Source organism: Streptomyces sp. P6-2-1 (assembly GCF_050613165.1).
Taxonomy (GTDB): Bacteria; Actinomycetota; Actinomycetes; order Streptomycetales; family Streptomycetaceae; genus Streptomyces.
This window is the reverse complement of the sequence record NZ_CP192513.1, coordinates 4420682-4442824: the sequence shown is the minus strand read 5'-3', so window position 1 is coordinate 4442824 and position 22143 is coordinate 4420682. Positions and strand designations below refer to the sequence as shown.

Annotated in this window: 19 protein-coding genes; 13 read left to right on the top strand and 6 right to left on the bottom strand. The window is 72.0% G+C overall.

Annotated elements, in window-relative coordinates; all coding sequences use genetic code 11:
- Positions 1–70: 70 nt before the first annotated feature.
- The gene (locus ACQYWQ_RS19190) at positions 71–343 is read right to left on the bottom strand and encodes a WhiB family transcriptional regulator (RefSeq protein WP_007822987.1); all 273 of its coding nucleotides are present in this window, start codon (positions 341–343) and stop codon (positions 71–73) included.
- Between the two features lie 802 nt (positions 344–1145).
- Here ACQYWQ_RS19190 and ACQYWQ_RS19185 point away from each other — a divergent pair.
- The 3 genes from ACQYWQ_RS19185 (at position 1146) to ACQYWQ_RS19175 (ending at position 3994) form a co-directional block, all read left to right on the top strand.
- Positions 1146–1652, top strand: coding sequence for a cysteine dioxygenase (locus ACQYWQ_RS19185; protein ID WP_431036130.1), 507 nt, complete (start codon positions 1146–1148; stop codon positions 1650–1652).
- 78 nt (positions 1653–1730) lie between these two features.
- Entirely contained in the window at positions 1731–2690 is a 960-nt protein-coding gene (gene cofD, locus ACQYWQ_RS19180) for a 2-phospho-L-lactate transferase (protein ID WP_431036129.1), read from the top strand.
- Entirely contained in the window at positions 2687–3994 is a 1308-nt protein-coding gene (locus ACQYWQ_RS19175) for a coenzyme F420-0:L-glutamate ligase (RefSeq protein WP_431036128.1), read from the top strand. Before cofD ends, ACQYWQ_RS19175 begins: the two co-directional genes overlap by 4 nt.
- A gap of 10 nt (positions 3995–4004) precedes the next feature.
- Here the strand turns inward: ACQYWQ_RS19175 and ACQYWQ_RS19170 are convergent, their stop codons facing one another.
- The 3 genes from ACQYWQ_RS19170 to ACQYWQ_RS19160 all read right to left on the bottom strand — a co-directional run bounded on the left by ACQYWQ_RS19170 (position 4005) and on the right by ACQYWQ_RS19160 (position 7453).
- Entirely contained in the window at positions 4005–4970 is a 966-nt protein-coding gene (locus ACQYWQ_RS19170) for a DNA-3-methyladenine glycosylase family protein (RefSeq protein ID WP_431036127.1), read from the bottom strand.
- Positions 4971–5035: 65 nt separating this feature from the next.
- The gene (locus ACQYWQ_RS19165) at positions 5036–6127 is read right to left on the bottom strand and encodes a sugar phosphate nucleotidyltransferase (RefSeq protein WP_431036125.1); all 1092 of its coding nucleotides are present in this window, start codon (positions 6125–6127) and stop codon (positions 5036–5038) included.
- 126 nt (positions 6128–6253) lie between these two features.
- Entirely contained in the window at positions 6254–7453 is a 1200-nt protein-coding gene (locus ACQYWQ_RS19160) for a peptidoglycan recognition protein family protein (RefSeq protein ID WP_431036124.1), read from the bottom strand.
- A gap of 125 nt (positions 7454–7578) precedes the next feature.
- On the opposite strand from ACQYWQ_RS19160, the gene ACQYWQ_RS19155 reads away from it, so the two are divergent.
- The 5 genes from ACQYWQ_RS19155 to ACQYWQ_RS19135 all read left to right on the top strand — a co-directional run bounded on the left by ACQYWQ_RS19155 (position 7579) and on the right by ACQYWQ_RS19135 (position 15529).
- Positions 7579–8343, top strand: coding sequence for a TIGR03089 family protein (locus ACQYWQ_RS19155; protein WP_431036123.1), 765 nt, complete (start codon positions 7579–7581; stop codon positions 8341–8343).
- Between the two features lie 99 nt (positions 8344–8442).
- Positions 8443–9687 carry an LCP family protein gene (locus ACQYWQ_RS19150; RefSeq protein WP_431036122.1) on the top strand — a complete coding sequence of 415 codons (1245 nt, stop codon included), beginning with the start codon at positions 8443–8445 and terminating at the stop codon, positions 9685–9687.
- Positions 9688–9982: 295 nt separating this feature from the next.
- On the top strand, positions 9983–11803 hold the full coding sequence (locus ACQYWQ_RS19145) for an LCP family protein (protein WP_431036121.1): 1821 nt from the start codon (positions 9983–9985) through the stop codon (positions 11801–11803).
- Between the two features lie 184 nt (positions 11804–11987).
- Entirely contained in the window at positions 11988–13841 is a 1854-nt protein-coding gene (locus ACQYWQ_RS19140) for an LCP family protein (protein ID WP_431036120.1), read from the top strand.
- A 161-nt stretch (positions 13842–14002) separates the two neighbouring features.
- Complete coding sequence (locus ACQYWQ_RS19135) at positions 14003–15529, top strand: LCP family protein (RefSeq protein WP_431036119.1); 1527 nt, start codon at positions 14003–14005, stop codon at positions 15527–15529.
- A gap of 253 nt (positions 15530–15782) precedes the next feature.
- Here ACQYWQ_RS19135 and ACQYWQ_RS19130 read toward each other — a convergent pair whose 3' ends face one another.
- Complete coding sequence (locus ACQYWQ_RS19130) at positions 15783–16331, bottom strand: acyl-CoA thioesterase (protein WP_431036117.1); 549 nt, start codon at positions 16329–16331, stop codon at positions 15783–15785.
- Between the two features lie 117 nt (positions 16332–16448).
- Here ACQYWQ_RS19130 and ACQYWQ_RS19125 point away from each other — a divergent pair, with 117 nt between their 5' ends.
- Complete coding sequence (locus tag ACQYWQ_RS19125; RefSeq protein ID WP_431036116.1) at positions 16449–17804, top strand: LCP family protein; 1356 nt, start codon at positions 16449–16451, stop codon at positions 17802–17804.
- Between the two features lie 711 nt (positions 17805–18515).
- Here ACQYWQ_RS19125 and ACQYWQ_RS19120 read toward each other — a convergent pair.
- Complete coding sequence (locus ACQYWQ_RS19120; protein ID WP_431036115.1) at positions 18516–18785, bottom strand: hypothetical protein; 270 nt, start codon at positions 18783–18785, stop codon at positions 18516–18518.
- Positions 18786–19062: 277 nt separating this feature from the next.
- Here ACQYWQ_RS19120 and ACQYWQ_RS19115 point away from each other — a divergent pair, with 277 nt between their 5' ends.
- From ACQYWQ_RS19115 to ACQYWQ_RS19100, 4 genes are all read left to right on the top strand, one after another.
- Positions 19063–19893 (top strand): helix-turn-helix domain-containing protein, encoded by an 831-nt coding sequence (locus ACQYWQ_RS19115; protein WP_431036114.1) that lies wholly within the window; start codon positions 19063–19065, stop codon positions 19891–19893.
- Complete coding sequence (locus ACQYWQ_RS19110; protein ID WP_431036112.1) at positions 19890–20084, top strand: DUF397 domain-containing protein; 195 nt, start codon at positions 19890–19892, stop codon at positions 20082–20084. The genes ACQYWQ_RS19115 and ACQYWQ_RS19110 overlap by 4 nt, the downstream gene beginning before the upstream one ends.
- Positions 20085–20411: 327 nt before the next feature.
- Positions 20412–21227 (top strand): SAM-dependent methyltransferase, encoded by an 816-nt coding sequence (locus ACQYWQ_RS19105; RefSeq protein WP_431036111.1) that lies wholly within the window; start codon positions 20412–20414, stop codon positions 21225–21227.
- A 57-nt stretch (positions 21228–21284) separates the two neighbouring features.
- Positions 21285–22106, top strand: a complete 822-nt coding sequence (locus ACQYWQ_RS19100; protein WP_431036109.1) for an SAM-dependent methyltransferase — start codon at positions 21285–21287, stop codon at positions 22104–22106.
- The last annotated feature ends 37 nt before the right edge of the window (positions 22107–22143 follow it).

Sequence of the window (22143 nt, the reverse complement as noted above, 5' to 3'; positions counted from 1 at the left end):
GGAACGGGCCCGCTTGCGCGAGCCCGTGCGTTCGCGAGGGCGGTCCTTGGCGGGCCGCCCGGCGGTCCGGTCAGACCGCCGCCTTCTTCAGCCGGCGCCGCTCCCGCTCCGACAGCCCGCCCCAGATCCCGAAGCGCTCGTCGTTGGCGAGGGCGTACTCCAGGCACTCGGAGCGGACCTCGCAGGCGAGGCAGACCTTCTTCGCCTCTCGCGTGGAGCCGCCCTTCTCGGGGAAGAAGGATTCGGGATCGGTCTGCGCGCACAGCGCGCGCTCCTGCCAGCCCAGTTCCTCCTCGGCGTCCAACGCGTCGCCGACCAGCAGTTCCTGAAACAGCTCGGTCATCTGCGCCCCTCGTCTGTCTTTACATCCCCGTGATGCCGCCGTTACCGATGGCGACCAAACGACACGAGTGAAATTACAAGTGTGCCGATCCGAGGCAGTCAAGCCGGGATCTGCTATTGAGCCCCTTATTCACTCTGCGGAACCAAGGGGGTGCGGAAAGTGTTCAAATCGGCCTAAACCCCGCCACACTCTCTGCACCGCTTCCGCACGGACCCCGCCACGGTCACCGACAACCGAGGAGACGTCACCGCGTCCGCGCCCGTTCCGCGGAGGGCCCGTTCTGCGAGCCTGATCACAGAGAGGTCACGAGCAGGCAACGACGCCCCGCGGAGGGACTGCTGCCCCATGTGTCCCGTAAACGAGGTGCACAAACCTTTCAGCACTGCGGGCAACCCGAAGGGGTGAATCACTCGGCGGGCCCCCGACCTCAGTTGACATCTCAGGTGTGAACCGCTTGCCTTGTGGGCATGTTCGCGTCTTACGCCTCCGCCCGGATGATCCGCTCCCGCAGCGCATCCGCGTGCGCGTGTCCGCGTACGGCGCCCGGCGTGCTGTGTACCGCCGCCCCGTGTACCGCCTGAGCCGCGCCGCCTCGTACCGACCGAGCCGCGCCGCCGCGTGAACGCCGCCGCCTGAGCGCCGTTCCCCACCGCCCCGCGCCGCCGACCGCACCCTTCCGGTCCGCGCGGGCGCCCCGCGCCCACCCCCGCCCGGCCCCACCCCGCCGCACGGACGGCGCCCCGCCCCCGTACCTCCCTCGCGGCCCTCCAGCGGCCCGTACCCCGAGGAAGAACGCCTCCCCATGAACGACGACAGCGACCTCCAGATCGCCGGCGACCTCCTGGAGGTCCCGCACCTGCTCCAGCCCCCGCGCCCCCACCCGCTCACCGTCGCCGAGTTCGCCGGGCTCGCCCGCACCCTCGCCGCCGCGCACGAGGAGTGGCGCCCCCTCGTCCGCTTCGACGCCACGGCCCGCTGGTACCACCGGCTGCGCACCGGGCCCGGCTATGAGGTGTGGCTCCTGTCCTGGCTGCCCGGGCAGGGCAGCGGGCTCCACGACCACGGCCCGTCCAGCGGCGTACTGACCGTTCTCGACGGGGAGTTGACCGAACGCACCCCGCGCGCGGAACGCCGCCTGGCGCCCGGCGCGCAGCGCGTCTTCGCGCCCGGCTACGTCCACGAGGTCGTCAACGACGCGCTCGAACCCGCCGTGAGCCTGCACGTCTACTACCCGGGCCTGACCGAGATGCCGATGCACACCGGGGACGAGCGGCGGCGCGCGGCGCGCTGCGCGGCGGCGCACGCCTGACCCCCCGCAGGAGCGGCGCCCGTCCGCCCGTACCGCCCCCTGAATCCCCCCGCGCCCGGCCTGCGAGAGACTGTCCCCATGCGCATTGTGGTTCTGGCCGGCGGCATCGGCGGCGCCCGATTCCTGCGGGGCCTTCAGCAGGCCGTACCCGAGGGCACGGACATCACCGTCGTCGGCAACACCGGGGACGACATCCACTTGTTCGGGCTGAAGGTGTGCCCGGACCTCGACACCGTCATGTACACGCTCGGCGGCGGCATCAACGAGGAGCAGGGCTGGGGGCGCAGCGAGGAATCCTTCCGGGTGAAGGAGGAACTCGCCGCGTACGGCGTCGGGCCCGACTGGTTCGGGCTCGGTGACAGGGACTTCGCGACGCACATCGTGCGCACGCAGATGCTCGCGGCCGGTTACCCGCTGAGCGCCGTCACCGAGGCCCTGTGCGAACGCTGGCAGCCCGGCGTGCGGCTCCTGCCCATGTCGGACGACCGCGTCGAGACGCACGTCGCCGTCGAGGTGGACGGCGAGCGCAAGGCCGTCCACTTCCAGGAGTACTGGGTCCGCCTGCGGGCCTCCGTGCCCGCGCTCGCCGTCGTGCCCGTCGGGGCCGAGCAGGCGAAGCCCGCGCCGGGTGTCCTGGAGGCGATCGGGCAGGCCGACGTCATCCTCTTCCCGCCGTCCAACCCGGTCGTCTCGATCGGCACGATCCTCGCCGTGCCCGGCATCAGGGAGGCGATCGCCGAGGCGGGCGTGCCCGTCGTCGGGCTCTCGCCGATCATCGGGGACGCGCCCGTGCGCGGCATGGCCGACAAGGTCCTCGCCGCCGTCGGCGTCGAGTCGCACGCGGCCGCCGTCGCCGAGCACTACGGCGCGGGGCTGCTCGACGGCTGGCTCGTCGACACCGTGGACGAGGCGGCCGTCGCGCGCGTCGAGGCGGAGGGCATCCGCTGCCGCGCCGTACCGCTGCTCATGACGGACATCGACGCGAGCGCGCGCATGGCACGCGCGGCGCTCGACCTCGCCGAGGAGGTACGGGCGTGAGCGCCACCCCCGCGCCGTCCTTCTCCGTACGGGCGCTGCCCGGCATCCCCGAGGTCGCCGCGGGCGACGACATCGCCGCGCTCATCGCGGCCGCGCGGCCGGGGCTCGTGGACGGGGACCTCGTCGTCGTCACCTCGAAGATCGTCTCCAAGGCCGAGGGGCGGATCATGGCCGCCGACTCGCGCGAGGAGGCGATCGACGCGGAGACCGTGCGGGTCGTGGCCAGGCGCGGCCCGCTGCGCATCGTCGAGAACAGGCAGGGCCTCGTCATGGCGGCCGCCGGGGTCGACGCGTCGAACACGGCGCCCGGGACCGTGCTCCTCCTGCCCGAGGACCCCGACGCCTCCGCCGCGCGCGTCCGCGAGGGGCTGCGCGCCGCGCTCGGCGTGCGGGTCGGCGTGCTCGTCACGGACACCTTCGGGCGGCCGTGGCGCGCCGGGCTCACCGACGTCGCGATCGGCGCGGCGGGCGTGCGGGTCGTCGACGACCTGCGCGGCGGCACGGACGCGCACGGCAACCCGCTCAGCGCGACCGTCGTCGCGCTCGCCGACGAGATCGCGGCGGCGGGCGACCTCGCCAAGGGCAAGGCGGGCGGATACCCGGTCGCTGTCGTGAGCGGCCTCGGGCACCTGGTCGCCGACGAGGCCGAGGGCGCGCGGGCGCTCGTGCGCGCCGCGCGCGACGACATGTTCCGGCTCGGGACCTCGGAGGCGGTGCGCGAGGCGGTCGCCCAGCGCCGCACGGTACGGGCCTTCACGGACGAGCCCGTCGACCCCGGGGCCGTGCGCAGGGCCGTGGCCGCCGCCGTCACCGCGCCCGCGCCGCACCACACGACGCCGTGGCGCTTCGTCCTCCTGGAGTCGGAGTCGGCGCGCACCGGTCTGCTCGACGCGATGCGCGAGGCGTGGATCGCGGACCTGCGGCGCGATGGAAAGAGCGAGGAGTCGATCGCGAAGCGCGTGCGGCGCGGCGACGTGCTGCGCAAGGCCCCGTACCTCGCCGTCCCGTGCCTCGTGACCGACGGCGCGCACCACTACGGCGACGTGCGGCGCGACGCGGCCGAGCGGGAGATGTTCGTCGTGGCGACGGGCGCGGGGGTGCAGAACTTCCTCGTGGCGCTGGCCGGTGAACGGCTCGGCTCGGCGTGGGTGTCGTCGACGATGTTCTGCCGCGACGTGGTGCGCGAGGTGCTGAAGCTGCCGGAGGGCTGGGACCCGATGGGGGCCGTCGCCATCGGGCACCCCGAGGAGGTGCCCGCGCCGAGGGCGGGCCGGGACCCGGAGGACTTCCTGACCGTCCGCTGACCCGGAGCGGCTACCAGCGCGCGATGTCCGTCCTGCGCATCTTCGGGGCGCGGCGGGGCGGGACGGAGCCGACCGTGAGGAGGTAGCGGACGGCGCGGTGGCGGTGGCCCTCGTAGGGGGCGAGCAGTTCGAGCATGCGGGCGTCGTCGGCGTCCCGCTCCCCCGCGAGTGACCAGCCGACGATGCGCGGCAGGTGCAGGTCGCCCGTCGTGACCTCGTCGGGCGCGCCGTGTGTGCGCTGGACGACCTCGGCGGAGGTCCAGGGGCCGATCCCCGGGATCTTCTCCAGGCGGGTACGGGCGTCGGCGGGCGTCATCGCCGCCGCCTCCTCCATGCGCTCGGCGACCCGCACCGCCCGCAGGATCGTCGACGCGCGCTTGTTGTCCACGCCCGCGCGGTGCCACTCCCAGGAGGGGACGAGCGCCCAGTCGCGAGGGGCGAGCGGTACGGCCATCCCGGCGGGCGCGGGCCCTGGCGCGGGCTCGCCGAAGCGCGTGAGCAGGCGCCGCCAGGCCCGGTACGCCTCGTCGGCGGTGACCTTCTGCTCCAGGACGGAGGGGATGAGCGATTCGAGGACGAGCCCGGTGCGCGTGAGCCGCAGCCCCGGCGCCCGCCGGTGTCCCTCGGCGACGAGCCGGTGCCGCGGCGCGAACCCCTCGGGGCGGTCGCCGGAGCCGAGCAGCGCGGGCAGCCGGTCGATGAACCACTCGGCGCCCGGCCCCCAGGCGTCGCCGCGGACGGTGTCCCCCGCGGCGGTGACGCGGAGCGTGGCCGGGCCTTCGGGCGTACGGCTCGCGCGCCAGAAGGCCCCGCTCGCGTCGACGCGGAAAGCGGGGTCGCCGGGGCCTCTGCGGAGGCAGCCGAGTACCTGCGGGAGGCTCAGCGGGCCGTCGGGGGCCCACTCGCGGCTGTGGGGAGCGTGTGGCCGGGGGGCACCCGAGGGTGCGGGGATACGGAGGGGGAAACGGCCGGCCACGCATCGAGGCTACGGCACGACGCCACCGGGCCCCTCCGGTGGTCGACGAGCGGGGGAACCCGCGGTCACTGGTCCGAGGAGAACCGCACCGCGCCGTCCGGCAGGACGGCCTCGCACCACACCCGCACGCCCTGCCTGAGTTCGTTGTCCGCCCCGACCACGGCGCCGTCCCCGATGACAGCGCCGTCGAGAACGGTCCGCCGCCCCACCCTGGCGGCCACCCCCACAAGCGAGTCCGTGACGACCGCTCCCGGCGCGATCACCGCGCCGTCCAGGACCGTGGAGCCGCTGACGCGCGCGCCCTCGCCGATCACCGCGCCCTCGCCGACCACCGTGCCGCCCGTGAGCTTGGCGTCCTCGGCGACCTCGGCCGTGGGCAGGACGAGGTGTTCGCCGCAGCGGCCGGGCACCGCGGGCGAGGGGGCGTGGCCGAGTACGAGGTCGGCGGAGCCCCGTACGAAGGCCTGCGGGGTGCCGAGGTCGAGCCAGTACGTGGAGTCGACCATGCCCTGGAGGTGGGCGCCGGTCGCGAGGAGCCCGGGGAAGGTCTCGCGTTCGACGGAGACGGGGCGCCCGGTGGGGATGGAGTCGATGACGCGGCGGCGGAAGACGTAGGCGCCCGCGTTGATCTGGTCCGTGACGATCTCCTCGGGCGTCTGCGGCTTCTCCAGGAAGGCGAGGACGCGGCCGGAGCCGTCGGTGGGCACGAGGCCGAAGGCGCGCGGGTCGTCGACGCGGCTGAGGTGGAGCGAGACGTCGGCCCCCGTCGTGACGTGGGTGGCGACGAGGGCGCCGATGTCGAGTCCGGTGAGGATGTCGCCGTTGAAGATCAGGACGGGGTCGTCCGGCCCCGACTCCAGCCGGGAGGCGACGTTGCGGATCGCGCCACCGGTGCCGAGCGGCTCGCGTTCGGTGACGTAGTCGATGCGCAGGCCGAGCGCGGAGCCGTCCCCGAAGTACGGCTCGAAGACCTCGGCGAGGTACGAGGTCGCGAGCACGATGTGCTCGACACCGGCGGCCCTGGCCCTGGCCAGCTGGTGCGCGAGGAAGGGCACACCCGCCGCAGGGACCATCGGCTTGGGGGTGTTGACCGTGAGGGGGCGCAGCCTCGTGCCCTTGCCGCCCACCAGGAGGATCGCTTCCGGTGCTGAAGTCACGCTGGCTTCTCTGCTTCCTGCTGGGGCCGGCCGATTGTCTTTCGGCCGGACAGTTTATGCAGATGAGGATCTTTGCGGGGAAGCCGGAACCCTCCCTGAGCGGGAGGGTCCGGTGGCGGGGCCGGGTTACCTGCCCTGGAGTGCCGCCGCTTTGCTGCGGAGGGTGCCGAGTTTCTCGTAGAGCAGCTTCCCCGGGCATTCCGTGGCAAATCCGTCGCGGTGCCCGGAAATGACGTTGAGGCTGACTTTCGCCCCCTTCTCGTACAGGTTGCCGCCGTCCGAGACGAGCGTGACCTTTCCTTCCGGGTCCATGTTGTTCAGGCCGAGTTTCCAGGCGGTGAGCTTGGCGATGCCGTCGAGCGCGGCGGCGGAGGGCGCGGTGTCGGTATACGTGCCGATCAGTGCGATTCCTGTGCTGTCGGTGTTGAAACCGAGGGTATGGGCGCCCATGACGGGTTTGGCGACGCCTCCCGCACGGCCTTCGTAGACGGTGCCGCATTTGTCGACGAGGAAGTTGTAGCCGAGATCGCGCCAGCCGTTGCTCTCCACGTGATAGCGGTAAATACCGCGAATGACGGAGGGGGCCTCCGCACACGTGTAGTCGTTGCCGCTCGCGGTGTGGTGGACGAATGCGGCGCGTACGGGGCCGGTGTAGCCGAATTCCGGTTCGCGCAGATTCTCGTCGGCGCCCCAGCCCGCCCGGTCGACGATGGCGGGCTGGGGCGCGCGGCCGCGCGGGAGCGTCCCTGGGCCGACCGGGGGCCTGGGGGCCGCGGGGGGTGTCCGCGCGTCGGTGCCCGGGTCGACGAGGTCGAGGCGGAGCCCTTCGGGCAGGGGCGCGGGGCCGCTCACGCGGGCCTCGACGGCGTCGGCGGCGCCGGTCCACAGCGGTGCGGTGGCGCCGTGGACGCGGGGGCCGCGGGCCTCGCGGCTCGTCCGGTCCGCCGCGTGCTCGGCGTTGTGCGTCTCCAGGGTCCGCCAGTCGCCCCACGCCCCGGTGGCGGCGTCCCGTACCCGCACCTCGGCCGTGCCGGTGAGCGTGCGGGCGGGGTCGTCCCAGACGATGCCGACGAGCGAGAAGGGGCGGGTGGTGCGGCGGGACAGGGTGGCGTCGTAGCGGTCGCGGCCGTCCGCGCGGGCGGCGGGCAGGCGGGTGAGCGGGAGCGAGGCCGTGGAGCCGGGGACCGGGGCGGGGGTGGGGCGCGCGGGCGCGGTGGTGCGGGCGTGCGCGGGCTGACCGGGGTGCGCGGCGGCGGCCGGGGCGAGCGGCAGTGTGAGGAGGGCCGCGCAGGTGACACCTGCCGAAGAGGCGAGAAATGTACGCATATTCACGATATTGGGCACACCTTCCGGCGCTGTCCACGGGAGTTGAGGGTCTGTCCGCCACCCCGGTGACACGGGAGCGGCGGCGGGTACGCGAGGGGTCCCCGGCCCCGCGTAGCCTGGGGCGCGTGACCGCTCTCGACCGCACCCCCGCCGACCTGCTGCGTTCCGCGCTCGCCACGGACCCGGCCCGCCCCTTCGTCACGTACTACGACGACGCGACCGGCGAACGCGTGGAACTCTCGGTCGCCACCTTCGCCAATTGGGTGGCCAAGACCTCGAACCTCATCCAGGGCGAGCTGTCCCTGAGCGCGGGCGACCGGCTCGCGCTGCACCTGCCCGCGCACTGGCAGTCGGCCGTCTGGCTCGTCGCCGCCTCGTCGACGGGGCTGCTCGTGGATCTCGCGGGCGACCCCGCGCGGGCGGACCTCGTCGTGGCGGGGCCCGAGGCCCTGGAGGCGGCCCGCGCCTGCACGGGCGAGCGCGTCGCGCTCAGCCTGCGGCCGCTCGGCGTGCGGTTCCCCGTGACGCCGGAGGGTTTCGTCGACTACGCGGTGGAGGTCCCGGCGCAGGGCGACCGCTTCGCCCCGTTCGCCCCCGTCGACCCGGAGGAACCCGCGCTCGTGGTGGGCGGCGAGGAACTGACGAGCACGCAGCTCGTGGAGCGGGCGCAGGGGGACGCGGAGCGGCTGGGGGTCGGGCCGGGCGAGCGCATCCTGAGCGGTCTCGGCTTCGCCGACTGGGCGGGGCTGGCCGCGGGGCTGTACGCGCCGCTGGCGGTCGGGGCGTCCGTGGTGCTGTGCCGGAACCAGGACCGGCTCGCGCCGGAGGCGCTGGAGCGGCGGATCGCGGACGAGCGGGTGACCGTGTCCGCCGGACAGCCCCCGCGATGACGCCCCCGCCATTCGTTCGGCCCCCCGCCGCGCGCGCCCGCGCTCCTCAGCCCTCATCGTCGTCACAGGAGTGATCTGACGACGAGCGCCGGAGGACCCGTGAACATCGCGCACGCCCTCCGCCCGCACTGGGTCCGCTGGGCCGCCTTCGGGCTCGCGTTCCTGCTGCTCGCTCTCACCGCCGTCGTCTGGGGCTTCTACCGCAAGCTCGACCGGAACATCAAGGAGGACACCTCCGCCGCCGCCGAGCTGCGCAAGTACGACCGCGACCGGCCTTCGGCCGTCGCGAAGGGCGCGCAGAACATCCTCCTCATCGGCTCGGACTCGCGGGCGGGCAAGAACAAGGAGTACGGGCGCGACGGCGGCACCCAGCGCTCGGACACCACGATCCTGCTGCACGTCTCGCGCGACAGGAAGCGCGCGACGGCCGTCTCGGTGCCGCGCGACCTGATGGTCCCGATCCCCTCCTGCCGGGGCGCGGACGGCAAGCGCGTCGACGAGCGGCTCGCGCAGTTCAACTGGGCCTTCGAAAGCGGCGGCACGGCGTGCACCGTGCGGACGGTCGAGAAGATGACCAACGTGCGGATCGATCACTACGTCGTGGTCGACTTCGAGGGCTTCAAGAAGATGGTCGACGCGGTCGGCGGCGTGAAGGTGTGCGTCGAGCGGCCCATCGACGACAAGGACGCGCACCTCAAGCTCGCCGCGGGGAACCAGAGGCTCAACGGCGAGGAGGCGCTCGGGTACGTACGGGTGCGCAAGACGCTCGGGAACGGCTCGGACACCGACCGGATCGACCGCCAGCAGAGGTTTCTGGCCGCGCTCGTGTCGAAGATGAGCGGCGGCGACGTCCTCTACAACCCGGCGAAGCTCTACCCCGTGCTCGACGCGGCGACGTCGGCGCTCACCACCGACCCGGGCCTGGCGAGCCTGCGCGACCTCTACGGGCTGGTCCGCGACGTGCGCTCCGTGCCGACGAAGAACGTCCGCTTCCTGACGGTCCCGCGCGAGGCGTACGCGGCCGACCCGAACCGGGACCAACTGGTGCAGCCCGCCGCGGAGCGCCTCTTCGCGCAGTTGCGCAACGATTCACCGGTCAGGGTGGACCCCGATCCCGAGACCTCGCCGTCGCCGCGGGCGAGCGAGAGCGGCGCACCCGACCGCACCGAGGCCGGACGTGAGGGCGCGGAGGCCGGCGCGGGACGCGATCCGGCGGGTGCGGGCGGCGACGCGGCGGGCACAGGGAGCGAGCGGACACGCACGGGCCGTGACGCGGCCGGTACCGGGAACGAGGGCAGCTACCGGGGGACGACCGCCGCGGACACGGGCTGCCCGGGCACGTAAGTGAGCGAGCTGTCGGGGGCCTGTGCGCCGAAAGGCGCCGTCAAGTAAAGGAATGACCGTCCACGGTTCAATCACTTCCGCAATTGCCACGGAATGCCCGGTTGTAAGGGAAGTGGAATGTGTCACCGCCGTCGTCGCGTGGGGCAGTGGGCGGCTAATGTGAGCGATCCCGGTGGCCGCGACCGTACGCATCGCGGCGCGTCACCGACTGACCGAGTGCCTCCCGCCGCGTCTCCAACCCACCTGGAGGGCGGGGTCGGCGCCGCGTGCCCCGTGACGGAGGATTTGAACAACCGTGGACGCGCAAGGCCGTGGGCGGGGGGAAGAATTCGACCCCGCAGACCAGTGGGTACTCAATCCGCAGACCGGCGAATACGAACTGCGACTCGGCGGTTCCGCTGAGCAGTCGCCGGGCGCGGGCGCGGGGACGTGGGACCACGTCGACGGGTCCGCGCGTCCGCGCAGGACCGACCCGTACCGCTCCGGGCCCCGGGTCCCCGAACAGGGCGGATCGCCGCCCGAGGAGAGCACTCCCCGCGAGGGCGGCCGCGCCGCCGCGCGGCAGGAGGCGGCGAGCGGGGGGCGGGCCGCGGCGAGCGGGGGCCGGGCGGCGGCCCGTAAGCAGGCCGGCGGCCGGGCCGCCTCGCGCAAGGCGCGCAAGGGCGGCGGCAAGAAGAAGGCACTGCTGTGGACGGCGGGGGGCCTCGGTTTCGTACTCGTCGCCGTCGCGGGCAGCGGTTACGCCTACTACCGGCATCTCGACGGCAACATCGACAAGGTCGACATCGGGAACGCGGGCAGCAAGGAGGCCGCCCCCGACGGGCCGATGAACATCCTGATCATCGGCACCGACAAACGCACCGGCAAGGGCAACGAGGGGTACGGGGACGCGGGCAGCCCGGGCCACGCGGACACCAACATCCTGCTGCACGTCTCGGCCGACCGCACCAACGCGACCGGGCTGAGCATCCCGCGCGACCTCATCACGAACATCCCGGACTGCCCGACCAAGCAGGACGACGGCTCGATGAAGACGGTCCCCGGCACGCAGTCCGTCCGTTTCAACACGAGCCTGGGGCAGAGCGGGCGCGACCCGGGCTGCACGATGCGCACGGTGACGGAGCTGACCGGGCTCAAGGTCGACCACTTCATGATGGCCGACTTCAACGCGGTCAAGAACCTGACGACGGCGGTCAACGGCGTCGAGGTGTGCCTCGCGAAGGACGTCGACGACCCCGACTCGCACCTCAAGCTCTCGGCGGGGACGCACAAGGTGCAGGGCGAGCAGGCGCTCGCCTTCGTCCGCACCCGGCACAGCTTCGGCAACCAGGGCGACCTGGACCGCATCAAGGTTCAGCAGCAGTTCCTCGGTTCGCTCGCGCGTCAGCTCAAGTCCGAGGACACGCTGACGAGTCCGACGAAGCTCTACAAGGTCGCCGAGGCGGCGACCGACGCGCTGACCGTGGACTCGGGCATCGGCAGCATCAAGAAACTGATGTCGCTGGCCAAGGAGTTGCGGCACGTCGACCCGAAGAACATCACCTTCGTGACGCTCCCGGTGCTCGACAACCCCGACGAGGACCCGCCGGTGACCGTCGTCCTCGACAAGGCCAAGGCCGACCCGGTCTTCGCCATGATGAAGGACGACGTCTCGCTCACCGAGGTCAACAGCAAGAAGAAGGCGGCCGAGAGCAAGAAGAAGAAGGCCGAGGAGGCGCGGCTCAAGGGCAGCAAGTCCGAGGCCGCGGACATCCGCGTGGAGATCTTCAACGGCGGTGCGGCGACCGGGATGGCGCAGGGCGAGCTGACCTGGCTCCAGACCAACCAGGGCGTCAACAAGTCGAGTCAGCAGGGCGACGCGCCGAAGCAGAAGGGCACGACGCTGGAGTACGCGGCCGACCAGGCCCCGCAGGCACGCAAGCTCGCCGAGATCATGGGGCTGCCGGGCTCCGCGCTCAAGCCGGGCAAGGGCATCGAGAACGACCAGGGGCTGCCGGCGATGAAGCTGGTGCTCGGCCCCGACTTCAAGGGGCCCGGCATCGCGATCACCGCGCCGAAGAAGGCGCCCACGGGTATCCAGCGTCAGGGCGCGGACAAGAAGCTCTGCGCGTCCTGAACGGGCCCGGCCGGACAGGGACAAAGGGGGCAGGCGGGAGGCAAGGGAGCCTCCCGCCCGGCATGTTGGCGCAGCCGAAGGCCGAACAGCACAACCGTTCGCGGTGTTCGCGGGTCTGAGGGTGGGAGCCACGGCCCGGCACCGAGGGGTGCCGGACAGGCATGGGGCGGGAAGGCGGGACGAGATGACGGGTGAGACGGCGGGCGGAAAGCTGCCCGGACCCGGTCAGGGGGAGTCCGTACGGGCCGCGGAACCGGCCCAGGAGCCCGCGGCGGGCGACGCCTCCGACACCCAGGACGGGGGCATACCCGGGCAGGGCCCGGAAGCGGCCGTACCCGGGCAGGGCCCGGAGGACGCGGCGGCTCCCGCACCCGCTCCCCCTGCCGCACCCGCTCCCCCTGCCCCGCCCTCGCCCGGCGCCGCCGCCACGCCCCCTGCCGCGCCCGCCCCCGCCCCCGGCGCGGCCTCCGCTCACGCGCCCGAGCCCGCCGCCGATGCCGCCTCCGGCCCCGGTGCCGCCCCCGCGCCCGCCTCCGCTCCGCCCGCCAAGCGGCGCAGGGCGCGACGGGTGCTCGCCTGGTCGGCGTTCTCGCTCGCGGTCCTGATCGCCGGTACGGCGACGGCCGGCTACCTCTACTACCAGCACCTCAACGACAACATCGTCAAGGCCGAACTCACCCCCGTGGCCCCCGAGAAGCGCCCGCCGGCGCCGACGCCGAACACGGCGGGGCAGACGCCGCTCAACATCCTCGTGATCGGCTCCGACAGCCGGAACACGAAAGAGAACCTGAAGCTCGGCGGCGCGAAGAACACGGTGGGCGGCAAACCGCTCGCCGACGTGCAGATGCTCGTGCACGTCTCCGCCGACCGCAGCAACATGTCGGTCGTGAGCATGCCGCGCGACACGCTGCTCAAGCTCCCGGAGTGCGAGGACCCCGAGACCGGCGAGACCTACCCGGCCACGGTCAACCGGCGCATGGTCAACGAGACCCTCGGGCGCGGCGGCCCCGGCTGCACCGTCGCCACGTGGGAGGAGACGACCGGTATCCACATCGACCACTTCATGATGGTCGACTTCTCCGGCGTCGTCTCGATGGCCGACGCGGTGGGCGGCGTCCCCGTCTGCGTGGACCGCAACATCTACTCGCACACCTCCACGGGCAAGGGCTCCGGCCTCAAGCTGGAGAAGGGCACGCACCCGGTCAAGGGCAAGCAGGCCCTCCAGTGGCTGCGCACCCGCTACGGCTTCGGCGACGGCACCGACATCGGGCGCGCGCAGGCCCAGCACATGTACATGAGCGCGATGGTGCGGCAGCTGCGCGAGAACGCGACGCTCACCAACCCCGGCAGGCTGCGCGCGCTCGCCGAGGCGGCGACGAAGGCGCTCACGGTCGACGAGGGCCTCGGCAGCGTCAAGAAGATCTACGACCTGAGCAACGACCTGCGCGCGGTGCCGCCCGAGCGCATCACGCTGACAACGATGCCGTTCGTGTACGAGGGGCCGCGCGTCGCGCCGAAGACCGGGGACGCCGAGCAGTTGTGGCGGCTCGTGCGCGAGGACATCGCGCTCGACGGCAAGGACAAGAAGAAGCCGAAGGTCAAGGACATCAGTGACCAGGCGGCCGCGCCCGGCGATGTGGCGGTGTCCGTGCGCAACGCCACGGCGACCGGGCAGCTCGCCCTCGTACCGGAGCGCGCGGGCGCGATCGCGCAGCGGCTCGTGAGCAAGGACTTCACGCGCGCGAGCGCCGACCAGACGCGGACGGGCAGCGAGGACAAGACGGAGGTCCGCTACCCGGGCGGGGATGCCGAGGCGGACGCGCAGTCGGTCGCGAAGGCCCTCAAGATCCCGCTGCGCCGCGTCAAGGAGAGCGCGGACGTCACGGGTGTGACCGTCGTGATCGGCTCGGACTGGCGCGAGGGCCTGCGCTTCCCGAAGAAGGACGACGATGACGACGCGCTGCCGAAGTCGGCGCAGGCGCTCAACGGGGCGGACGACACGGCGTGCATGAAGGTGGACCCGGCGTACTCGTGGTGAGGGCGGCGGGGTGCCTCCGGCGGCGGCCTGCCGCCAAAGGGGGGATCTGAGGCGCGGCGCATCGGCCAGTACGGCGGTACGACAGTCATACCGGCTTACGGTCTGGCTCATCCCGTCGCGCCGTGCCGCCCGCGCGGCCGTGTCACCCGTGCGGAGGTCCCGTGCCCGCCCCCCTGCCGCCCAGCTCGCCGAGAACGCCTCGTCCCCGCCGCGCCCGCCGCCCCGCGGGCCGTCGCCGCCGGGTACCGCGCTGGGCGGTACGGGGACTCACCGCGTGTTCCCTCGCCGTACTGCTCGCCGCGGGGGCGGGGCACACGCTGCTCAGCGGCGTCGATCACGAGATCGGCCGGGTCGACGCCTTCAAGGGCCTCGCCGGGTCCGGGCGCCCGGCGGCGGGCCACGGCATGAACCTGCTGCTCGCGGGGACCGACGAGCGCGCGCGCCTCGACGAGGAGACACGGCAGCGGTACAAGCTCGGCGGGGCGCCCTGCCACTGCACGGACACGCTGATGATCGTCCACCTGTCGGCCGACCGCTCGCGCGCGAGCGTCGTGAGCCTGCCGCGCGACTCGTACGCGATGCTGCCGCCGCACGTCGACCGCAACTCGGGCGAGCACCACCACGCGCACCCGGTGAAGCTCAACGCGGCGTACGCGGAGGGCGGCCCCCAGCTCACCGTACGGACCGTCGAGAAGCTCACGAAAGTGAAGATCGACCACTACGTCGAGGTCGATTTCACGAGCTTCATGCGGACCGTGGACGCGCTCGGCGGCGTCGAGATCTGCACGACGAAGCCGCTCAAGGACACGTACACGGGCCTGGACCTCTCCCCCGGCTCGCACACACTCGACGGCGGGCAGGCGCTCCAGTACGTACGGGCGCGGCACGTCGACGCGGCGAGCGACCTGGGCAGGATGCAGCGGCAGCAGCGGTTCCTCGCCGCGGTCGTGGAGCGCGCGACGAGCGGCGGGACGCTGCTCAATCCCGTACGGCTGCACGAGGTCGCGGGCGCGCTCCTGTCGTCGGTACGGGCCGACAAGGGCTTCGGCACGGACGAGATCCTGGACCTGGCCCGCGCCATGCACGGTTTCGGCCCCTCCTCGTCGGAGTTCGTCTCGATGCCGCTCGCGGCCAAGGGGCGCCGTGTCCCGGGCATCGGCGACACGCTGGTGTGGGACGAGGAGCGCGCGAAGGCCCTCTTCACGGCCCTGCGCGAGGACCACCCGCTGGCCGCCCACAAGCCCTCCCCCGGCCCCGCCCCCCTCCCTGTCGACGTCCCGCCGCAGCAGATCTCGGTACGGGTCCCGCACGGCTCGGGGGACGGGAGCGAGGCGGCGCGCCTGGCGAAGGCCCTGCGGGCGACGGGCTTCGCGGCGGAGGTGGGGACGGGAGCGGCGGGGACGGTGAAACCGGCGGGCGCGGAGGCGACGCCGGGCACCGGGACGACAGGCCCGGCCCGTACGACCATCGCCTACGACCCCGGCTGGGACCGCTCGGCCCACAGCCTCGCGACGGCTCTCCCGGGAGCCGGCCTCGTCCAGCGCAAGGGCCTCGGCCCCACTCTGGAGGTCGTCCCCGGCACGGACCACCTCACGGTCGCCAAGGTCCGCGCGGAGGACCCGAACCAGGCCCCCAAGGAGAACAAGTACGGAGCGGTCCGGGGAGACGAGGTGACGTGCCCGTCGTAGCGGGCGCGCGTCTTGCCGACGGGGGCCCGCGCCCCGCCCCTTGAGGGTGATCCCACCCCCCTCCGGGAACCCACCCGCCCCGCCGCCCGTTGTGGCCCGTCGGGGGCCCAGGCATCCCCTAGGGCATCCGTTCGACCTACCCCTACGGCATCCGTTCGCCCCGCTCCCCCCTCAGCCCCCGCTCCCCCCTCAGCCCCGGCGCCTCAGGCCCCGGGCGCCTCCAACCCCCTCGGCCTCCAGCCCCCTCGGCCCCTCAGCCCCCCAGCCCCTCAGCCACCCGCTTCTCGCGCAGTTCGCGGATCGCGCGGCGGCGGGCGAGGCGGTGGGTGCGGCGGATCTGGGCTTCCTGGAAGCGGCGTTCGTCGGTCTCCGTCTCGGGGAGGACCGGGGGGACGGGGCGGGGGCGGCCCTGGGCGTCGACCGCGGTGAAGACGAGGTAGGCCGTGCCGACCTGCTGGGCGGGGGTCGACTCGTTCCAGCGCTCCGCCATGACGCGGACGCCGATCTCCATCGAGGTGCGCCCGGTCCAGTTGCACTGCGCGTGCACGTGCACGAGGTCGCCGATGCGGACCGGCTCCAGGAAGACCATCTCGTCCATCGACGCCGTCACGGCGGGCCCGCCCGAGTGCCGCCCCGCGACGGCGCCCGCGGCGTCGTCGACGAGTTTCATGATCACGCCCCCGTGGCCGGTGCCGTAGAGGTTCGTGTCGGTGGCGGTCATGATGTGCGAGAGCGTCGTACGGGATGCCGAGGTCGGCTTGCCCGGGATTTCCGGGTCCGTACGCGGTGCCGGGTCAGTCATGGCGTCCACTTTATGTCCGGCGCGTCGCGCCCGCTTTTGCATCAGCTCTGCAACAGGCCCGCCCCGATTCCTTCCCCGCCCTGTATGGCGAGCACCCGGGGACGGCAGACTTGACCCATGAACGAGAGGCCGCAGGGCTGGGGCGGGGAGCGATCCGACAGCCGGGGATACGGGCGCGGGAGCGCCGAGGCGCAGCCCGAGGGCGCCCGCTCGATGCCGCACGTGCGGCGCGGCGGGCCCGCAGGCCCCGGCGGCCCCGCTCCCGTACCCCCACAGCAGCAGTACGGGCAGCAGGGCGGCGGCGCGTACCCGCCGCAGGATCAGTACGGGCAGCCGCAGGGCCAGTACCAGGACGGTTACGGGGGGTACGACAGCGGCTACAACACGGGGCAGGTGTACGGGTCCCCCGGCGGCCCCCAGCAGCCGGGCGGGCCCGGTGGTCCCGCAGGCCCTGGCGGGCCTGGCGGGCCTGCGGGGACCCGCGCCCCGCGCCCCGCGCCGAACTGGCGCAAGCGCATCAAGTGGACCGCGATCGTCGTCGTCGCCGCGCTCGTCGTGACGACGGTCTCGACGTACTTCTGGGCGGACGGCAAGATCCGCCGCGAGGTGGACCTGTCGAAGGTCATCGACCGCCCGGCCGAGGGCAAGGGCACCAACTACCTCATCGTCGGCTCGGACAGCCGCGAGGGCATGTCCGCCGAGGACAAGAAGCGCCTGCACACCGGGTCCGCCGAGGGCAAGCGCACCGACTCGATGATGATCCTGCACACGGGCGACAACGGGACCACGATGATCTCGCTGCCCCGTGACTCGAACGTCACGATCCCCTCCTTCAAGGGCTCGGACTCGGGCAAGATGTACCCGGCGCGCGGCGCGAACAAGCTCAACGCCGCCTACGCCTACGACGGCCCCGAACTCCTCGTGCGCACCGTCGAGTACAACACCGGTCTGCACATCGACCACTACGCGGAGATCGGCTTCGGCGGCTTCGCGAGCATCGTGGACGCGGTCGGGGGCGTCGAGCTGGACATCCCGAAGGGCTTCAAGGACAAGAAGTCCGGTGCCGACTTCAAGGCCGGGAAGCAGACCCTCAACGGGGAGCAGGCCCTCGCCTTCGTCCGCACCCGCTACGCGCTGCCCGGCAGCGACCTCGACCGCACGAAGAATCAGCAGAAGTTCCTCGCGGCGCTCGCCCACCAGGTCGCGACCCCCACGACGGTCCTGAACCCCTTCAAGCTCTACCCGGTGATGGGCTCGGGCCTCGACTCGCTCATCGTCGACAAGGACATGAGCCTGTGGAACCTCGCGTCGATGTTCTGGGCGATGAAGGGCGTCACGGGCGGCGACGGCAAGCAGATGAACATGCCGATCGCCGGAAGCGTCGGCGGCAACCTGGCCTGGGACATGCCCAAGGTCAAGCAACTCGTCAACGAGCTGAAGAACGACGACAAGGTCACGGTCTCGGGCAACTGAACGGCCTCCCGCCGACGGGGCGTTCCGGACGCGACACGGGTCCGGGGCGCCCCGCCGCCGTATGCGATACGGGTACGCGGCGCCCCGCCGCCGAATGCGATACGGGTACAGGGCGCCCCGCCCCCGAATGCGATACGGGCCGGAACACTCCACCCCCGCCTGCGGGGCGGCCCCCTCCCACGAGCGGTGGAGGTCCCGATGGTGAGGGTCGTACCCAGCCAGCACGTGCCGGGGTGCCTGTACTCCTTGTGGTGTGGACAGGTGAACCGGGTGAGCAGGTGACCTGCCACCCGCACGAGCGGGCGGAACGGCGTCAGGTCTTCCCCCAAAGCGCCCGCAGGTGAAGCAGCAACGGGGCGCCTCCCCCTTGTCCACGGCTACGGGGCGAGGCCGTGGGCCACGCGCCTGCGGACGCGGCACGTCCGAGGGCGCCCCTGCCCTGCCGCCGGGCGGTTGCGGAGGGTCACGCCGCGCTCCCCTGGCCGCTCGGCGACACCCGTGGTAGCTGGAGGACGGTCACGGGAGGCCGAAGACGGCCGCGCGCAGCGCCGGGCAGCGCCGGGCAGCGCCGGGTCGTGGGGAGCCGCTTGCGTCCTCGGCAGGCGAGGTGGCGCAGTCGGCAGCCGAAGCCATCCCTCAGGGGACAGTTGCTCGGAGGCTGGTGCCCTGCCCACGTCACCGGCCCCGTTCGGTGACCCGACCTCTGTCCACTCACATGGTCTTCGGGTACTTCATCGCCAGCCCCAGCGCGGATTCCCTGTTCTTCTCCGCGACCTTGGCGCTCAACTCGTCCGAGCCGTTGAGCTCTTCAAGATCCGCCGGGTCCGCGTCCCATTCGCGCCCGCCCCTGACCGGGCGCAACTGCGTGTACGGCCCTACGTGCCCCATCACGCGTCCCACGAGGTTGGCCTTACGGTCACGGGCGTACCGCCCGACGCCGAGTCGTCCGAAGCCCTCACCAGGGGGCTGATGAGCCGTCATTCAGAGCCACCGTGCACGTCCGCGCGGTGCCGCCTGAGCATGACGCGACAGTCGGTCGCCCGCGAGTGGTCCCGTTCCGCTTCCGCTGCCCTCTCCTTCGTCGACCACGCATGGCAGGTGGCACAGGGCTCTGTGTTGCTCGGCGAGGTACATGCCACTTCCGGCTGGGGTTCGTTCGCCATACCCGGTCTCCCTCTGTAGCGACTCCATCACCCGGGGGGACCAAACTGGCCTACAGTCGGAACTACTTCAACTTGTCGAAGGCGAAGGGGGAATCATGAATGAAGCGCTTCTGGATGCCGACCGAGGGCCCCGTGAAGCCCTCGGGGTCAAGCTGCGCCAGCTACGCAAGGCGCATGGGTGGACCCAAGAGGAGCTGGCAGACCGAAGCGCATATTCAGCCACGCATATTTCAGCGATTGAAACTGGTCGCAAACCTCCGACTCTTCGCCTTTCGAGGGATCTGGACCGGATCTTCGGATTGAGCGAGGACACGTTCGAACGGGACTTCTACAGCCTTCGTGATGGTGCCCTGCTGGAGGGCTTCGCCGCCTACGTGAAAGAGGAGGAACGCGCCGTCGAAATACGGCTCTTCCAGATCGGCCTGGTACCCGGACTGCTGCAAACCCCGGAGTACGCACGCGCATTGGCCGAGGCGGACGTGTGGCGTGGTCTCATCAGCGAGGATCAGGCAGCACACAGACTCGCGTACCTGGCCAAACGCCAGGCCTCATTGCAGCGACAGCGTCCTCCCATGATGCTGGTGGTCATGGATGAGAGCTGTCTACGTCACCAGGTCGGCGGGGATGGCGTGATGCGCGACCAGTTCGAGGCCCTTTCGGCCTTCGCCGCACGTCCGAACTCCGTCCTCCAGGTAGCGCCACACACACTGGGAGAGGCTCGCCCCTTCAACCTTCCCGTCAACCTGCTGACGATGACGGACGGTACCCAAGTGGCCTATGAAGAATCGCAAATTCAAGGACATGTAGAACGGGAACCGTCCAGGCTGCTGGGCATTCGGGCGGCCTATCATCACCTCATGGCGGAAGCGCTCTCGGCGTCAGCTACGGTGGCGCTGATCAATCAGGCACGAAAGGGCAAGCTGTGACAACTCTTCACTGGCAAAAGTCGTCCTACAGCTCCAATGGCGGTGACTGCGTGGAGTGCAGCGCGGATCTGCTGAGCGGCGGTCTCGTGCCTGTGCGGGACAGCAAGCTCCCCAACGGCCCGGTTCTGACGCTGACATCGGCAGCCTGGGCGGACCTCGTCAGCATGGCGAGGCACTCCGAGTCACATTGACTGACACAGCGCGGCGGCCCCTTCCAGCCCCGGAAGGGGCCGCCGCGCTGTGCAGCCAGATCATTCGGGCGATCCGAGCCCGTGAACGGCCGAAGAACGACCACAGGGTCACGGTCCGGGCCACTGAACGGGCCCTCGGCAGCTGGGCCTTCGGGACGCGATACGGGTCCGGGGCGCCCCGCCGTCGTGTGCGACACCGGTCCGGGGCGCCCCGCCCCGTCCGTCCCGCCTCCCCCGGCCCCCTCCTGCGCGTCCGCGTCAACTCGCATACGCTCAGCGGCACATGGTTTCTTCCGGTTTCTTCATGACGGCACCTGGGGGCCCGACATGACCGCAGCACAGCCCGAAGAAGGCAAGCCCGGCATCGACACGACCCGCCCGCACCCGGCGCGGATGTATGACTGGTTCCTCGGCGGCAAGGACAACTACCCCGTCGACGAGGAGATGGGCCGCAAAGTCCTCGCCATCGAGCCCAACGTCCCCGTACTCGCCCGCATGAACCGGGAATTCATGCGACGCGCCACACGATGGCTCGCCTCCCGGGGGATACGGCAGTTCCTCGACATCGGCACCGGCATCCCCACCGCACCCAACCTCCACCAGATCGCCCAGGGAGTCGCCCCCGACGCCCGGATCGTCTACTGCGACAACGACCCGATCGTCCTCGCCCACGCCGAAGCACTCCTGCGCAGCACCCCCGAGGGCGCCGTCGACTACGTCCAGGCCGACATACGCGACAGCGCGACCATCATCGAACGCGCCTCGAAGACACTGGACTTCGGCAAGCCGGTCGCCCTCTCGCTCATCGCCCTGCTCCACTTTCTCAGCGACGAGGACGGGGCGCACGACATCGTCTCCGGACTCCTCTCCCGCCTGGTGCCCGGCAGTTATCTGGTGATCACGCACGGCACCCACGACTTCCAGCCGAAGGACGCCCAACAGGTCGGCTCCCTCTACAAGTCGGGCTCCGCCTCACTCCACACCCGCACGCGCGCCGATTACGAGAAGTTCTTCGCGGGCCTCGAATTCGTCGAGCCCGGCATCGTCACGGGCGACAACTGGCACCCGGAGATGGGCACCCCCGTCCCGGGTGCCGAGAACGCCGTCAAGGCCGGCTACCTCGCGGTGGCCCGCAAGCCGTGACGGCGCACTCCGTACGCATCACGAACCACCGTCCACCGCGAGCGCCTGGAGCCCGGCATGACCGAACCCACCCCCTCCCCCTACATCGACACGACCCGCCCGCACCCGGCGCGGATGTATGACTGGTTCCTCGGCGGGAAGGACAACTACCCCGTCGACGAGGAGATGGGCCGCAAAGTCCTCGCCATCGAGCCCAACGTCCCCGTACTCGCCCGCATGAACCGGGAATTCATGCGACGCGCCACACGATGGCTCGCCTCCCGGGGGATACGGCAGTTCCTCGACATCGGCACCGGCATCCCCACCGCACCCAACCTCCACCAGATCGCCCAGGGAGTCGCCCCCGACGCCCGGATCGTCTACTGCGACAACGACCCGATCGTCCTCGCCCACGCCGAAGCACTCCTGCGCAGCACCCCCGAGGGCGCCGTCGACTACGTCCAGGCCGACATACGCGACAGCGCGACCATCATCGAACGCGCCTCGAAGACACTGGACTTCGGCAAGCCGGTCGCCCTCTCGCTCATCGCCCTGCTGCACTTCGTCGGGGACGGGAACAGCGGCGGCGAGGCCGGTGCCCACGAGATCGTGTCGGGGCTCCTCGGCCTTCTGGCACCCGGGAGTTACCTCGTGCTCTCGCACGTGACCGCCGACTTCCAGCCGGAGAAGGCCGAACAGGTCGGCAGCCTCTACCGGTCCGGCGCGGCCTCGCTCCACCCGCGCCCGCGCGCGGAGTTCGTGAGGTTCTTCGAGGGCCTGGAATTCGTGGAACCCGGCATCGTCTCCGAGGGCGAGTGGCATCCCGAACTCGGCGAGCCGGTCCCCGGCGAGGAGAACGCCGGCAAGGCCGGCTACTCGGCAGTGGCCCGCAAGCCCTGATCCCGCGCCACCACCGAGCGACCTTCGCGAACCCGCC